Consider the following 13,968-nt stretch of genomic DNA (forward strand, 5'->3'; position numbering starts at 1 on the left):
CGCATAGATGATGTCGGATAGCCCGAAAGGGCTAATGGCGCAGATCTAAGGCGCTGATAATAAGCCACTTAGATAGGTGGGTGGCACCTATCTAGAAGCTCCTCTACCGGCTGGGGTTGGCCTCGGCGTCGCCCTCCGGCCGCAGATCTCGGGGCGCCTCTTCGACGAGGCAATAGAGAGCGTCTTCCGACCGCAGGTAGATCTCGCCATCGGCGAGCGCGGCCGAGGCGCTGAAGGTCCCATCGAGCTCGTTGATCGCCAAGACTCGTGGCTTTTCGTCGTCGCTGAGCACCACGGTCGTGCCGCTGCGGTCGGTGATGTAGACCCGGCCGGAGGCCGAGACCGGCGAGGCGTAAACGTTGCCGATCGAGGGCAGGCGGAAGGTGCCGGGCTGGTCTGCGCCGGTGCGGGCGTCGAGCCGCGACAGAATCCCCTGGTAGTGGCCCAGGTAGTAGAGGGCTCCTCTCGACAGCAGAAGCGACGGCACGTAGGGGGTGCTCCGGGAGCGTCTCCAGGCGACGTTCTCAGTGTTCGTGATGTCGCCTTTGGCTCCCGCCAGGCGGATCGCGAGCAGCGCGCGGGTGTCATAGCTGCTGGCGGCGTAGACCATGCCCTGGTCGGCCACCGGCGAGGCCACGATGTTGGCGGACAGACCGGCGCACTCCCAAATCACCTTGCCGGTCGCCAGATCGTAGGCGCGCAAGCGCTTGGTACCGGGAACGATCACCTGCTTCGTTCCCTCGTGCTCGACGACGATCGGCGTGGCCCACGAGGTGACCTCGTCGCGCTCGACTCGCCACCGGATCTTGCCGGTTTTCTTGTCGAGCGCCGCCACGAAGGAACCCTCTTCGTGGTCCCAGTTGACGATCAACGAATCCCCGTGGAGGGCTGGCGAGCTGCCCTCGCCGTGACCGTGCTTGGTGTGCATGGGACCGAAATCGGCCTTCCACTCCAGCTCGCCATCGACCGACAGGGCATAGAGGCCGTAGGAACCGAAGAACGCGAAAACGCGCTGACCGTCGGTCGAAGGAGAGGCCGACGCCAGACTCGCCGTGACGTGGCCCATCTCGTGCGGCAGCGCCCGCTTCACGGTGCGCCGCCAGAGAACCCGTCCATCATCCCGAGCGATCGCCATCACCACGAACTCGAAGCGCCGAGTGACCTCGAGGTTGTCGTGCGCGCCTGGCCGGTGCGCCGCCACCGGCTCGACCGGCTCGCCGTAGGGGACGGCGGCGGTCACGAACAGCCGATCACCCCAGATCACCGGGGTCGAATGCCCCTTGCCCGGCAACGCGACCTTCCAGCGCAAGTTCTTTTCCTCACTCCACTCCAGGGGCGGGTTGGCATGCGGCGCTACGCCGGTCGCCAGAGGGCCGCGCCACTGCGGCCATCCGGTCTCAGCCTTCGTTGGATCCGCTGAAAGGTCGAATGCCGTCGAAGAAAGGCAGCAAGCGATGACGAGTAGAGCAGTGAGTCTTACCAAGAGTGGCCTCCGAAGTCGCCGACCTTCTCGAAGAAGCGTCGTGCCAGTCCACGGCGGCGTCGGGCGGCGATTGGGGAGGCCTTGGCCGTCTTGGCCGTAGACCCCGCGCGTTATCGCTCCCCGAGCCAAGGCTCGAGAGAGACGCGGCCGCTTGCAGATACCGCCATCGTAATGGTAGCTCGCCCCGCTTTCAGCTTTGCAAAGCGCCCGCCCGCGCTCCCCTACTCCGGCGCCACGCTCTCCTCGGAGAGATCCCGCAGCGCCACCGCCACGAACAGCGCCATACCCAAGCTGATCGCGGCGCAGATCCCGAAATGCGGCCCGTAGCCGAGGGCCTGGGCCACGAGGCCGCTCACGCTCGCACCCACCAGCGGCCCCACCACCGCGAGAGACTGCTGGAGGGTGAAGTCCGTGCCTCCGAAGCGGGTCGAGGCGCGATCCATCATCTGGGTATAGAGCGCCGCCGTCGCCATGCCGCCGGCGAAAGCGGCGGTCGCCGAGATCGCCCAGATCAAGGGCAAACTCGAGTAGCCAACGGCCGGCAAGGCGAAAGCGAGAACGGCCAGGCCCTGGAACGCTGAGAACAGAACCAGCGAGCGCTTGCGGCCGACGCGCTCGATGGCGGCCCCGCCGGCCAGGGCCCCAAGAACCGCCGCGGTCGAGTTCCCGACACCGACGATCAGGCCGATCTGGCCCAGGCTCAGGCCCAGATCGACGAGCATAGGCTTGGCCATGGTCAGAGCCATGGCATCGCCACTGCGAAAGAAGAGGAGCACGATCACCCAGGGAAGAATCCCCGGCCGCTTGAAAAAACGGCCCAGCGATCGGAAGTCGACGCCGGGCGCCTTGTCCTGGGCCTCCGGCTCGCGAAACGTCGCCACATTGAAGAGCGGAACGGCGAGCATTCCGGCCATGGCCAGGAGAGCCGCCCGCCAGCCGAACTGGGAGTAAACGAGCAGGATCATGCCCCCACCGATCACTTGGCCGAGGTAGAAGCCGCTGACCTGAACGCCGTTGCCCAGACCCCGTTCCGAGCGACCGAGAATCCGGACGGCGAGGCCGTCCGAGGCAATGTCCTGGGTCGCTGCGAGCAGCATGAACAGGCCGGCGAGGGTGAGCAGCAGGCCGAGCTGACGGCTCGGGTCGAGCCAGGCGATGGCGGTGATCGCCAACACCGCCAGAGTCTGCAGCGGCAGAATCCAGCTTCGATAGTGACCCCAGCGCTTCGCCCCCCAGCCATCGACCACCGGCGCCCAGAGGAACTTGAACATGAACGGCGCGGCGAGCGCTTGGATCAGGCCGATATCGCGCAGCGACAAACCGAGATCTCGACCGATCGCGGGAACGCCCTCGATGAAGAACCCCAGTGGAATCGCCTGCGAAACGTAGAGAGCCGCCAGCAGCGACAGCCGGCGAGATCGGCTCGAGCCGAAGGCGGTGCGGGCCGTCCCCGCAGTCCGGACGCTTGTCATTGCGACCGAACCTATCGCGGTTTGGGGCCAAGCGTGGAGGTAGCGCCGGAGGTTGAGGTTCTCGGATCTGAGTTCCTTGGCGACGTGGGATTTTCCCCTCCCGACTCTCCACTATGGATGGACGGACGGAATCGATATGGGCTTGCCCAGCCCTAGAGCAAATGATAAATTTTTCGAATATTCATTGTTTCGACAAAATTTCAAGCTGGTCCTTCGAGGAGGGTTTCGGAGGGCCGCAAAGGAGGCACCTACCGATGACTTCTCGCACTCTCAAGATCGGCTTACTCGTTCTCGCGATCACCCTCTGCACTGCCGTAGCTGCTGGTGCTGCCAGCGTAGTCGGGTTTGCACACAACTCGGATACCGGATGGACGAGGATCGCTTGCTCCGACGGCAGGACAGGAGTGGGCTACTTTGCTGGAGCGTCCCAAAGCTGGCTTAGGCAGGAAGCGGCAAATTTCTGCCGTCCTGGCGAGATCGGAAATCCCATGCACAGCGAGTAGACCCTGATCCCTCGAATGTCGCTGGGCTACCCAGCTAGGTGCATGAGTGCCACCGGGAGGTCTGCGGCAGGTTCTAGAATGTCCAGACAGGACTACAGGACTGACTTGAACCGAAGATGGTGGTGACCGTTTTCCAGTGCCCACTTGCCTAAGGTGCCACCCTCTTACCTAAGTGGGGAGAGGTGTCGGCGGGAGAGGTGCCACCCTCTTACCTAAGTGCAATGGGTTCAACGCCTTGAGGTCTGAAGGCCCGGGGCTTTACGGGTCCCGGCTTTCCCGATAGGAGTCGTTTCACGACTCGTTCGGCACCGGTCACAAAACAAAAACCTGTGAGAAGTGGAAGCAATGAGGATGCAGTGGAGCCACTGAGCGGATTTGAACCGCTGACCTGCTGATTACGAATCAGCTGCTCTACCCCTGAGCTACAGTGGCCCTGAGTGGGAGCGCGCGGCGAGCCCGGAGGCCGGCCGCGGCTCGGGGATTTTAGGCGATGTGTGCCTCTGGGCGCAATCCGAGGGCTGGACTCGCTGGCGGGAGACCGGTGGTTCGCGGAAACCGGCGAATGCCCCCTCATCCCAAACTCGCCGGCTAGCGGGTCGTTCGATGGCCGGGCGAGGGCCTGGTGGAGTTTGACTGGCCTGCGGAGGCCGCTTCTGGTCTGCCCTGTTCCACCCCCCGAGCGCACCACGATGAGAGAATGCCTGCCGAACGCTTTCGCTGTCGGGTCCGGGTCGCTTGCGGTGGCCGGTGGGCCCGTTCGAGTTTCTTTGGACTTGGCCGTTTTCTCGACCCTTGGAGGAGTCCCTGATGACCCGCAGCTCCCTTCGCTGGACCGCTTTCGCCGTTGCTCTGGCCGTCGCTCTGCTGGCGGCGCCGAGCGTGCTCGCCCATTGCCAGGTGCCCTGTGGCATCTACGGCGACGAGACCCGCTTCGTGATCATGGAGGAGGATGTCACCACCATCGAGAAGTCGATGAAGGAGATCATCCGCCTTTCGGCCGAGGAGACGCCGAACTGGAATCAGCTGGTGCGTTGGGTGGAGAACAAGGAGGACCACGCCGACAAGCTCACGGAGGTGGTGACCTACTACTTCATGGCCCAGCGCATCAAGCCGCCGGCGACTTCGGTGGGTGACGAGTACAAGAAGTACGTCCACGAGCTCAGCATTCTGCACCGCATGATGGTGCACGCCATGAAGGCGAAGCAGACCACCGACCTGGCCGAAGTCGCGAAGCTGCGCGAGCTGATTGCCGCACTCAAGACTTCGTACCTCGGCGAGCAAGGCCACTCGCACTAGGGAGGCCTTTGGTGAGGCCCGGGCCGGCTCCCTTCCGGCTCGGGCAGGGCTCCCAGCGTCGCGGCTCTCCAACCTCGAAGAGCAGCACGCCATCATCCCGGTCGCCGGAAGCAGTTTCTCTGCAGATTCCGGTCTGCACATCACACACCCTTCCGCCCGGTGCCTTGCGCCCCGCACTTCAGCCCTACCCGCCCCGCCCCTGCCCTCAGGGCTCGGCGACGTGCTGGCTGCTGGCGCCGGCACCGTGGGGGGCCCGGAAGTCGGCGCAGTCGTAGAAGTCCCGGCTGCCCTGGAGCTTGATGTCGAGGCAGCAGGTGTGGGTGGTCTTGCCTTCCCAGGTCAGCCAGTCGACGCAGACGGAGTTGGTGCCGCAACCGGGGTGACCGAGGAAAATCCACTGGCCGGCTTCGGGACCACCGGGGCCGAGTCCAACGCCACCGGTGCGCGGGGCGACGGCGATCAGGGCGGTCACGGCGAGACCGAGGATGAACACTTCGGGCAGCAGCTTGCGGTTCATTCTTGAGCTCCTCTCCTGTGAGCTAAGCGAGGGGTCGACTGCGGCGCGGTCGTCGACCAGGCAATTCTCCACCACACGCACTCACCACCCCGAGGAGCCGAAGCCCCCGAGGGTGGTGAGCCCGCGGGTGTCGCGTCCCTAGACGTCCAGACAGTCGCGGTAACAGAACGAAGTAAATCCGGAGGGGCTGGTGTACTTGTAGCGGGCGCAAATCTCCAGAGTGCTGAGGGCCGGGTTGTAGATCGTGCAGCAGCCATCGAAGGTCCAGCCGTTGAGGTTTGGGCAGTAGCCGAGCGGGCAAGTCGAATGGAAGCGCGCTTCGGCTGGCTCCGAAAGCAGAGTCATGGCGCCGAGAGCCACCACGGCGACCAGCGCGAGGGGAAAGATCGACTTGACGAGTTTCTTCATGGCATCACTCCTTGGTTGGGTGGAAGAGGCACCGGCTCAGGCGCCGATGGCGGAAAGGGAGCTGCGGATCTCGTCGAGATCCTGCTCCGAAAGAGTGCCGAGCCAGGAGTCCCGAACCCGGCCGTCGGCGGATAGAAGCACCGTGAAGGGGACCGCCGAAAGCTGGTTGTCCGCCGCGAAGATCCCCGGGTCGCGCAGGCTGACGATGGGATAGGCGAGCTGCTGCTCCTCACCGTAGGCGCGGGTCGGCTCGACCGGGTCGAAGCTGACACCAAGGGTCTCGGCGATGGCCCCGACCTCGTGGTGAAGGGCCTGCCAACGCTGCTGGTTCTCCTGGCACGACGGACAGGTGGTGGTGAAGAAAAACAGCAGGCGATCACTACCGGCGAGCTCGACCTCGAGCTCCTGGCCGTCGAGGTCGAGGGCCGCAAAGGGCTCGAACACCTGACCAGCCACCAGCGATGAGGGTAGGGCGCCCTCGATTGCCGCTTGCCGAAGCTGCCGTACTTCGAGGGTCAGGAAGACGGTGGCACCGGCCAGGGCCAGCAGCAGTCCATGCAGAGTCAGGCTGTAGGGGGACAGACGCTTCCAGAGCATGCGATTTCTCCTCCGGGCCGCGCTTCCGGAGCAGGCGATGAAAGCCTTCCTCGGAAGCTTTGATGCGAAATTTCCCCGTTACGCGAGAACGGCGAGATTTCCGAAGCATCGGAGGTGAAATTTCTCGCCGATGGGCTGGCGCGGCCGACCCGGCGAGCGATCGTCCGGGCACGAAAGAGGTCGCGCTAGGAGTCGGTGAGGTCGGGCTGCGGGCGCCCCCAGGCGCGGTAGAGAGCTTTCCAGCGGTCGCGGGCGAGGGCCGTCTTGGCGGAGTCGGGGCCCTGGTGGTCGCGGATCGCCCGGTAGCTGCGGGTCAACAGCGGCTCGGCTTCGGCGTAGCGCCCCTGGGCGGTCAGGCATTCTCCGAGAACGCTCTCCCCCAGCCCCCGCAGATACGGGCTCTCGAGACGGCTTCCCCACTGCTCGAGCCAGTCCCTGAGCAGCGCCTCACCGGCCTCCGCCCGTCCCTGGCGTAGCCGCACAGAAGCGATGCCGGCGCGATTGACCCAGACGGCAAAGTGAGCCGGCGAGAAGGCCTGCTCCATGATCGCGGAACTCGCCCGGTAGCTTTCCTCGGCCGCGGCGAGCTCGCCGGCGGCGAGTTGGAGGTCCCCGAGGTTTTTGAGGGGAGCGGCCAAGCCCGGATTGTCGGCTCCACGCAGCCGCCGTTGTAGGACCACCGCCTGTCCCAGCAGCTCGAGGGCATCCCGGATCTGCCCTTCCTGGCGATAGGCGAGTCCGAGATTGTTGAGCAGGGCGACCCGCTCGGGGTGGTCGGGGCCATAGGCGAGGCGGTGCAGGCGGACGGCTTCCCGATAGAGCGGAATCGCCGCGCTATTGCGGCCCGTGGACGTCAACACCCGAGCCCGCCCGGCGAAGGCGCGGGCCTTGTCGGACTCGCCATCCTCGAAGGCGGCGCGAGCCAGCTCGAGGGCCTCCTCCGAAGGCTCGTCGGCCCGCTGGAAGTCCCCCTTGAGGCAGAGCAGCGAGACCAGATCCGTCAGCAGCACGGCGACATCGCGGTCCTCGGCTCGCGGGCTGGCGGCGACGATCGACAGCCCCTCTCGGATCCGCGTCTCGCCGGCGTCGAGGCGGTTCTGCCAGCCCGCCACGGTGCCCAGCGTACCGAGCAAGGAGGCCACCGCCAGACTGTCGCCACCGTCGAGGCCGCGGCGAATCTGCAGGGCCTCTTCGAGCTGCACCTCGGCGAGGTCGTAGATGCCGAGGTCGCGGTAGATGTTGCCGGTGATCTCGAGCAGCTCGGCGCGATCGCCCGGCTGATCGACGAGCTTGCCCTCGAGGCTACGGGCGCTGCGCTCGACGGCCTGGCGGAGGGTGAGCGCCTCGCCTTCGACGGCCACCTGGAAGACTTCCTGGACGAAACCCACCAGGCGCTCGGCGCGACGCTGGGCGAGGCGCGCTTCGTCGCGCTCACTGGCAAGGAGCAGGCTCTGGCGCCAGCTGGTCACTCCGAGAGCGCTGACCACCGTCATCAGCAGCGCCACCAGACCGGCGGCCAGCCGATGGCGGGACAGAAAGCGGCCGGTGCGATAGGTCCATCGGTCGGGCCGGGCGCGCACCGGGAAGCCCTCCAGATGCCGCCTCAAATCCTCGTCGAGGAGCTCGACGGAACGATAGCGCTGCTCGGGATCGACCGCCAAGGCGGTCCCGAGGATGGCGTCGAGATCGCCGCGCAGGCTACGCCGCAGCCCTTCCGGAGACGTATCCCGCTCCTCCGCCACCCGCCGCGCCTCCTCGGCGCCGGCACCATCCCGGCCGATCACGAGTGAGCTCGGCGCCGGGGTCGACGCGGCGACCCCGGGGTCCGGAGAGTGACCGGTGAGCAGCTCGTGGAGCAAGACTCCCAGGGAGTAGAGATCGCTGCCGGTGGTCACCGCTTCGCCCCGGCGCTGCTCGGGGTTGGCGTAGCGCGGCGTCATCAGCCGTACCCAGGCTTCGGTCTCGTCCGGCGCCAGCGGCCACTGAGCGGGATCGAGCAGCTTGGCAATGCCGAAATCGAGTAGCTTGGGCTCGCCTTCGGCGGTCACCAGGATGTTGGATGGCTTGAGGTCACGGTGGACCACCAGGTTGCGGTGGGCGTGACCCACGGCGTCGAGCACCCGGCGAAACAGGCGCAGGCGCTGCTCGACGCTCAACCGGCGCTGGTGGCAATAGAGGTCGAGGGCGGTTCCCTCGACCCATTCGAGGACGACATAAAGGCGACCGTCCTCGCTGCTGCCGCCGTCGATGATGCGAGCGATACCGGGATGCTCGAGGCGGGCCAAAATCTGGCGCTCGGCGCGAAAGCGTTGCTCGATGGCGGGCGAGGCGATCTCGCGCCGGATCACCTTGACTGCCACCTGCTGTTCGTAGCTGGCGTCGGCACGGTGTGCCGCATAGACCACCGACATGCCGCCGCGACCGACTTCGTGAAGCAGTCGATAGGGGCCGAGGCGGTCGTCGGGAGCTGGCTCGCTCTCATCGTCGCCTGGGGGCGCCTCGCCAGCCGCCATCAGCTCGACGGGACTCTCGAGAAAACCCTGCGAGCGACCGGCTGCCGCCAGCAGGCGCGTCAAGGCCGCGGCCATCGCCGGATCCCCTCGGCCGATCTCCTGCAGCCGCCGGCTGCGCTCGTCGACCGCCAGCTCCTCGAGCTCGAGGAAGAGATGCTCGGCACTTTCCCAACGCTCAGAGCTCAAGGCGCTGCCCTTCGACCACGAAGCTGTAGAGCCAGACCCGGGACAGCTTCCACCAGCGACTGACGGTGGCCGGCGAGATGTTCAAAACGGAGGCGATCTCCTCCTTGTTGAGGCCGGCGAAGAAGCGCAGCTCGACCATGCGGGCCCGCTGCGGCGCCCGCTCCGCCAGCAGATCGAGGGCCTCGTCCAGGACCAGGAGATCGATCGGGCGCTCGCCGCTGGCGCGCTCCCTCCGGCTTCATCCAGCTCCCCCCCGGTTCCGTAGGAACGGCGACTTCAAACCGACCCTCAGGAGAGCCATGCGAGCCCTTCCCGCGATCCTCTTGCTCTGTCTCATCCTCGGCGGCTGCGGTCAGCGGCTGCTGATCATTCACGAACCGCGTTTCGCCACCGGAACGATGAAGATTCCCAGCGCTCGGGCCGGCTATCCGACCGGCGACTGGGGGCGCCCGACGGCCCAGGCGGCGGACGGTTTCGACTACATGCTGCGGTTCGTCCCGCCGCGTCCGCGGCCGGGCGCGGTGGTGGTCCAGGAGATCCAAGTGCGGGGCATGCGCCTGGTGAACTGTCAGGGACCGCCAGTTCCCTATTCGGTTCCTCCCGGGACGATCGAGTACTTCAAGCTGCCGAGCGACGACGTGCAGCAACGCTTCAATGTCCCCGCCGAAGAGCTGGTGAGCGAAGCCCGCCAAGGGCGGGTCTCCTACTTGGCGCTTCCCGGCAACAACATTCCGAACTTCAATCAACCGAAGCACCGGGGCCAAAACGCCATCATCCTTTCCCAGGAGATCAACTATCTCTTCGGGCTGCCGCCGGCTCAGCGTCGGCTACTCGAGCGACCCAACCTGCGCCGCTCGGAGTTCACCCGCTGGTTTCATCGCGCCACCTACGACGGCTGCGGTTTCGATCCGCCGCCGTCGTGTGGCAAGAAGCACTGCCTCGACTTCCTGGTCACCGACATCGACAACCAACAGCAGGTCAGCCTTGATCTGGTGCCCTTCGCGAGCGACGGGGAGATGTTCTGATGAGGCGACGACTCTGCTGGATTGCACCGCTGCTGCTGGCGGTCGCTTGCTCCAACCCGGATCCCTCCCAAGTCGCCCCCCTGATGGCAGAGCAGCAGGTGCTTCTGCAGCAGGACGTGTCGCTGGCTGGCCGGCCCTTCCGCCTCGCCGTGGTGGGCTGGCAGGAGGAATGGCCTCTCGCCTCGGGGCAAAGCTTCGAGGCGCGCGCCCTCACCGTCACCGGCGATGACCGCCTGATCTCCTTCAGCAGCTCCACCGGGCCCTTCGACCTGACGATCGAGGGCGGTCGCCTGGAGTTCGGCGGCCATACCCTGGAGGCTACGGATCAGGTCGGACGCTTCCTCGCCGACGGTCAAGCGGTCGAGCTGAGCCCGAGGCTGCAAACCCTGCACGTCTTCTTCGACGGTACCTACCTCGGCCCTTGGCCCTTCTGAGCCGGCGCGCACCCAAGGACACCGAGAGACTGGAGCCGGCCCCCTGACGATTCGGATGAAATGAATTTACTTCCTTTCGACACATCTCTTCGAAAGCTGGCAGCACTGCCAGTCCGCCATGGTCCAGCTACTGGAGAGAGGGATGGGAAACTACACGGATTTCGACAACATCAAGACCAAACGACCGGCGCAGGCGGAACAGACTCGCTTGGCCACCGCCCAAGGCCTGGTGTATCGCGCTTACTCGCGTCCTTACGGGGACGGCCCCGCCAACGTCCTCAACCTGTTCGCCAGCGGTTTCTACGGCGATGCCCCGTGGAAGATGTTCTTCGTGCCGGTGGACGGCAAGCCTAACCACTACCGCCTGATGGAGGTGGTGCCGAGCGTCGTCTACTTCATCGTGTCGTACTACACCGCCTCCTACTCATCGCAGGTCGGCCTCCTCGAGCTCGGCGACGAGATCATCGTCGAAGACGCCCGCGGCGAGCACAAGGTCAAGGTCGTTCCGCTGACCTAGAGGCGCTTCGAGAGCAATCGCCTGCGTCCCTTGGGCGCTGGCGGCGACTCCTTGGGTGAAGAAGCGAGAAACCACACCTCACGCGGCCTCGGACAAGCCCTCACCTTCGGACTCTCCCGGCCTCCTAGGAGGCCGGGAGGGTCACCCACTACCGACAGCCGAGACCTGCTGGATCAGTCCCAGCCGTCGTAGAAGAAGGCGCCGTTGTGCTCGAAGGGACGCGTCCCCGCGGGCGAGGTTCCGAGGTAGCAAGCCGGCTCACCGTCGAGGGTCCGGACGACGCCGACGGCGCAGTGGGAGTCGGCGGGAGCCATCACCGAACGCCCAACCACGGACAGATCGGCGAGGGAGACTCCGGGGCGGGGCAAGATCTCGCAGACGACCTTGTCGAGGGGCAGTGGACCGGGACCGCCATCGATCACCTCGATAAAGCGGGTGTGGACAGGACAGGCGCCGGGGCCGGCATGGTCGATGATGTCGATGTGGAGAATGCCGATCGAGGGAATCGTCACCTGATCGACGCCCGGTGACTGCACCTCGGTGAATAGGCAGTCGGGGCCCAGCGGGTCGGCACCATCAAAGCACTCGACTTCCGCGGCGACGGTGAACTGACCCGCAACGACTCTACCCTCCTCTCCGGCCGGCACCGGCGTGACATAGCAGGCCGCACCGTTGTCCCACGGCCGCAAGAACTCCGGTTCCTCCGGATCTTCAAACCAAAGCACCCCCGGGAAGCAGTTCTCGCTCGGCTCCGGGACGTCGCATCCGGTGCGGAAGAGCGGCGCCCGCGGCGGCACGCTGCCACCGAAGAAACCCTCGAGCTCCGTGATCACCAGAGAGACCATGGTCGGTGTCGGGAAGACGTGGGGCGTGTTGCACTTCTCCCAGGTGAAGTTGTCCCAGGGGACCGGACCGATCACGCTGCTCGTCGGGATGAAGGCATGGCGATCGAGCTCGTACTCGAAGGTAGGGTCGAGGCCTGCCGGCAAATCGGCGCCGTTCAGCGCTTCCAAGAAGTCCAGCGTGGTGAAGCGGGTGCTCCCGGGAGTGGTATCGAAGCCCAATCCCGGAATCGGTCGATTGAGCTCGTCGCAAAAGGTGATCAGACCGTAGATCTCACTACAGATCCGCCGCCGATAGGCGACGGCACCGGCGCCGTCGGAACGCACTTCCACCTCACCGTCGACGACGACCACCAGGCCGGCCGCCAGACTGGCCTGGGCGAGCAGCAGCTGAACATCCTGGCCCAGGCTCGACTGTGGAGTCCCCAAGCCGCTGCCATTGGCGCCGGCGACATTGCGGGTCGAGAGCGGTAGCTCTCCCATCGCCGTCGCTGCGCCATAGAAGGCAGCATTCTCGGGTCGCGGCATATACCAGCCCGGCGACTGGATGCTGGCGCCGCGAGGGTAAGTGCGCCGCATCAGTTGGGAAGCAGCGGGACTCTCGAGGGCTCCCAAGAACTTCTCGGCATCGGCGACGAAGTCCTTGAAATCCACCGCGGCGTATTGGAACCCGATGGGGATGTTGGCCCCGCGGTAGGGCCCGTCGAGGTTGATGAACAGGCCGGCATGATGCTCCAATCCCATCCCCTCGGCTTCCATCATTGCCCAGCGCGCCACCTGGGTCCCCATACTGCCAGCAATCACCGCCACCGATCCGGGAGTCAGCGCCTCGGGATGCACCAGATTCTCGAGCTCGGAAGTCAGAAGCTGTCGAATGGCGCGGCCGTTGCGCTGCATCCAATCACGACCGTTCTGGTAGTCCACCGTGATGACGTCCAAGCCCACGTCGTGCATCATCTTGATGGTGCCCCCGAAGAGTTCGAGGATGGTGTCCTGAGTGCGCTCGTTGAAGATGTCGATACCGTCGATCAGGACCACCGGACGACGGAGCTGGACTTCGCAGGTCGACTCCGAGACCTGACGCACCGCCCCAGGGTGCGCCGGGATCACCCGAACGTTCACCCGACCAGCGGAGGCCTGGAACGGCTCGTTCCAGGGCGCGAAGAACGGTGCTCCGACCACCGAACGGGTGAGGTCGACGAACCGCACCCGCTCCTTGCCGTCTTGATTCTCGGCGAACCACTCCCCGGCAACACACGGCACCGGCGCTGCCGGAGGTACTCCCGGCGGCACCCAGGGCACCGGCGGCAGCGGCTTGCCGGGATCGCCCTCGACCGTGTGGAAGGGAACAAGGCCTCGGCCGGTGAGGGTGCGATCCCGCAAGACAGCGCGCACCGAGATCTCCAGGCTTCCGGAACGATCCGGAAGCCCTGCGACGCGAAAGGGGCGGTCGAGCTCGACGAGACGCTCGGCGGTATCCCCGATCCGCACCCAAACCTCTTCCACATCACCAGCCGTTGGGCCATTCAGTAGCAGCAAGTCGGAAGGCACGACGAAGCGCGGCGACCAGCCGTAGACCTTCTCCGCCACCGCCTGGGCGGCGACGAAAGTCCGGGTCTCCCCGAGGCGGCCGGCGGGCAGATCGAGAACTCCGTCATGGACCCCCAGTGGCAGATCGCCGGCCATCGTGTCGTAGTCGATGATCGCCAGGCTGAGGGGAATCGCTCTCGCCTCTTCACGCCAGAAGCGGGCCCGCGACGCGATTTCTTCGGGGGCAAGGAGCGCCGCCGTCAGGGCACCGCGAGAGAGATCGAAGTAGGCCTGCTCGACCTGGCCCCGGGAAAGCGGCTTCTCGGCACCGTCGGTTCTCTCACCGAGGGTCGCCGCTTGCACCTGGGCACCGCCCCAGACCGCTCCCCGTTCAAGCAGGATGCCGGTTGGGACCTGGCTCGGTTCGAGGCGCGAGAAGGCGCGCTCGAGGGTCTCGGCGAGAGCTTCGGGGGCAGGCTCTTGCGGAGCTCCGAAGGCGGGAGAGCGCTCCCCGGCGAAAGCCATCCAGGGGAAGAGGACCGCAAGGATCAAGGCGAGTACCGCCCTGACTGCGGAGTCCAAGCCATCTTGAATCTTGATCATCCGTTTCTCCATGCTGTCGCCGGCGCCGGGCCGGCGGCGGTG

At 65.9% G+C, this 13,968-nt stretch carries 12 protein-coding genes and 1 tRNA gene; 4 read left to right on the plus strand and 9 right to left on the minus strand.

From position 1 onward, the window contains the following. Positions 1-103: 103 nt before the first annotated feature. The 3 genes from AAF604_12740 to AAF604_12750 all read right to left on the minus strand — a co-directional run bounded on the left by AAF604_12740 (position 104) and on the right by AAF604_12750 (position 3,890). Positions 104-1,309 (minus strand): PQQ-binding-like beta-propeller repeat protein, encoded by a 1,206-nt coding sequence (locus AAF604_12740; protein MEM7050525.1) that lies wholly within the window; start codon positions 1,307-1,309, stop codon positions 104-106. A gap of 395 nt (positions 1,310-1,704) precedes the next feature. Then, positions 1,705-2,955, minus strand: a complete 1,251-nt coding sequence (locus AAF604_12745; protein MEM7050526.1) for an MFS transporter — start codon at positions 2,953-2,955, stop codon at positions 1,705-1,707. Between the two features lie 860 nt (positions 2,956-3,815). Next, positions 3,816-3,890, minus strand: a tRNA-Thr gene (locus tag AAF604_12750). A gap of 375 nt (positions 3,891-4,265) precedes the next feature. On the opposite strand from AAF604_12750, the gene AAF604_12755 reads away from it, so the two are divergent. After that, a complete protein-coding gene (locus AAF604_12755) occupies positions 4,266-4,754 on the plus strand; it encodes a superoxide dismutase [Ni] (protein ID MEM7050527.1) in 489 nt (162 codons plus the stop codon). Positions 4,755-4,959: 205 nt separating this feature from the next. Here AAF604_12755 and AAF604_12760 read toward each other — a convergent pair whose 3' ends face one another. The 5 genes from AAF604_12760 to AAF604_12780 all read right to left on the minus strand — a co-directional run bounded on the left by AAF604_12760 (position 4,960) and on the right by AAF604_12780 (position 9,180). Beyond that, the gene (locus AAF604_12760; protein ID MEM7050528.1) at positions 4,960-5,271 is read right to left on the minus strand and encodes a hypothetical protein; all 312 of its coding nucleotides are present in this window, start codon (positions 5,269-5,271) and stop codon (positions 4,960-4,962) included. A 138-nt stretch (positions 5,272-5,409) separates the two neighbouring features. Beyond that, entirely contained in the window at positions 5,410-5,679 is a 270-nt protein-coding gene (locus AAF604_12765; protein MEM7050529.1) for a hypothetical protein, read from the minus strand. Positions 5,680-5,715: 36 nt separating this feature from the next. Beyond that, entirely contained in the window at positions 5,716-6,276 is a 561-nt protein-coding gene (locus AAF604_12770; GenBank protein ID MEM7050530.1) for a TlpA disulfide reductase family protein, read from the minus strand. Between the two features lie 185 nt (positions 6,277-6,461). Next, on the minus strand, positions 6,462-8,975 hold the full coding sequence (locus tag AAF604_12775) for a serine/threonine-protein kinase (protein MEM7050531.1): 2,514 nt from the start codon (positions 8,973-8,975) through the stop codon (positions 6,462-6,464). Then, positions 8,965-9,180: an ECF-type sigma factor gene (locus AAF604_12780; protein ID MEM7050532.1), complete on the minus strand. Its 216-nt coding sequence runs from the start codon at positions 9,178-9,180 to the stop codon at positions 8,965-8,967. Before AAF604_12780 ends, AAF604_12775 begins: the two co-directional genes overlap by 11 nt. Positions 9,181-9,274: 94 nt before the next feature. On the opposite strand from AAF604_12780, the gene AAF604_12785 reads away from it, so the two are divergent. From AAF604_12785 to AAF604_12795, 3 genes are all read left to right on the plus strand, one after another. Then, positions 9,275-10,000, plus strand: coding sequence for a hypothetical protein (locus AAF604_12785; GenBank protein MEM7050533.1), 726 nt, complete (start codon positions 9,275-9,277; stop codon positions 9,998-10,000). Further along, positions 10,000-10,434 (plus strand): hypothetical protein, encoded by a 435-nt coding sequence (locus AAF604_12790; GenBank protein MEM7050534.1) that lies wholly within the window; start codon positions 10,000-10,002, stop codon positions 10,432-10,434. Before AAF604_12785 ends, AAF604_12790 begins: the two co-directional genes overlap by 1 nt. A 142-nt stretch (positions 10,435-10,576) precedes the next feature. Then, positions 10,577-10,951, plus strand: a complete 375-nt coding sequence (locus AAF604_12795) for a hypothetical protein (protein MEM7050535.1) — start codon at positions 10,577-10,579, stop codon at positions 10,949-10,951. Positions 10,952-11,124: 173 nt separating this feature from the next. On the opposite strand, the gene AAF604_12800 is transcribed toward AAF604_12795, so the two are convergent. Continuing rightward, complete coding sequence (locus AAF604_12800) at positions 11,125-13,926, minus strand: hypothetical protein (protein MEM7050536.1); 2,802 nt, start codon at positions 13,924-13,926, stop codon at positions 11,125-11,127. Positions 13,927-13,968 lie beyond the last annotated feature (42 nt).

The sequence above is a fragment of the Acidobacteriota bacterium genome, assembly GCA_039028635.1.
In the GTDB taxonomy this organism is placed as follows: domain Bacteria; phylum Acidobacteriota; class Thermoanaerobaculia; order Multivoradales; family JBCCEF01; genus JBCCEF01.

Coding starts and splice junctions, on each gene's coding strand:
- AAF604_12800 (MEM7050536.1), bottom strand. CDS start 13,926: ATGATCAAGATTCAAGATGGCTTGGACTCCGCAGTCAGGGCGGTACTC.
- AAF604_12795 (MEM7050535.1), top strand. CDS start 10,577: ATGGGAAACTACACGGATTTCGACAACATCAAGACCAAACGACCGGCG.
- AAF604_12790 (MEM7050534.1), top strand. CDS start 10,000: ATGAGGCGACGACTCTGCTGGATTGCACCGCTGCTGCTGGCGGTCGCT.
- AAF604_12745 (MEM7050526.1), bottom strand. CDS start 2,955: ATGACAAGCGTCCGGACTGCGGGGACGGCCCGCACCGCCTTCGGCTCG.
- AAF604_12770 (MEM7050530.1), bottom strand. CDS start 6,276: ATGCTCTGGAAGCGTCTGTCCCCCTACAGCCTGACTCTGCATGGACTG.
- AAF604_12755 (MEM7050527.1), top strand. CDS start 4,266: ATGACCCGCAGCTCCCTTCGCTGGACCGCTTTCGCCGTTGCTCTGGCC.
- AAF604_12765 (MEM7050529.1), bottom strand. CDS start 5,679: ATGAAGAAACTCGTCAAGTCGATCTTTCCCCTCGCGCTGGTCGCCGTG.
- AAF604_12760 (MEM7050528.1), bottom strand. CDS start 5,271: ATGAACCGCAAGCTGCTGCCCGAAGTGTTCATCCTCGGTCTCGCCGTG.
- AAF604_12785 (MEM7050533.1), top strand. CDS start 9,275: ATGCGAGCCCTTCCCGCGATCCTCTTGCTCTGTCTCATCCTCGGCGGC.